Genomic DNA, 767 nt, shown 5'->3' on the forward strand with positions numbered 1-767 from the left:
TCGCGGCGGCCTCGCCGCGGTGGGCGCCGGTCCAGCGGCCGGCCTCCACCAGTCCGCGGGTGAAGCGCTGCAGCACCTCGGGGTGCTCGCGGGCCAGGCCGCCGCGCACCACGGTGACGCAGCAGGCGTGCTGGCGCCACACGTCGCCCAGGAAGCGGTGGATGCGGCCCACGCCCTGGAGCGCGGCGCCGGCGTTGAACGGGTCGGCCACGGTGAAGCCCTGCAGCGTGCCACCGCCCAGGGCGGGCAGCATGTCCGCCGGGGCCATGGGCACCAGGGCCACCTCGCCGTGGCTGGCGCGGGGTCGGCGGCGGATGACGGGCACCATCCCCTCGGCGCGCAGCATCTCCTGCAGCACCACGTTGTGGATGCTCCACCAGGCCGGAATGGCCACGGTGCCGCCGGCCAGGTCGGTCAGCCGCCGCACGTGGGGCGCCACGGTGAGCGCCGAGCCGTTCACGTGGTTCCACGCCACGACGGTGGTGTCGGCCCCGAGCCCCAGGCGCAGGTGCAGCGCCATCGGCATGAGCAGGTGCACCACGTCCACCTCGCCGGCCATGAGCGTCTCGGTGACCGACGCCCAGCTGCGCAGCAGCACCGGCGGCGCCACGTGCACGTCCTGCCGCGCGAAGTGCCCACCGGCGTGGCCCACCAGCAGCGGGGCGGCATCGGTGATGGGCAGGAAGCCGATGCGCAGGGGGTTCTCGCGGGTGCCGGCACCCACCGGGCGGCGGTCGCCGGCCTGCCAGGTGCCGCCCGCCCAGGCC

At 76.4% G+C, this 767-nt stretch carries 1 protein-coding gene; it reads right to left on the minus strand.

What is annotated here, in order from left to right:
- Window positions 1–767 (minus strand): ABC transporter substrate-binding protein (locus HMPREF3099_RS07845; RefSeq protein ID WP_070705464.1); only part of this gene is annotated, 767 nt, incomplete at both ends.

The organism is Kytococcus sp. HMSC28H12, from assembly GCF_001816045.1.
In the GTDB taxonomy this organism is placed as follows: Bacteria; Actinomycetota; Actinomycetes; order Actinomycetales; family Dermatophilaceae; genus Kytococcus; species Kytococcus schroeteri.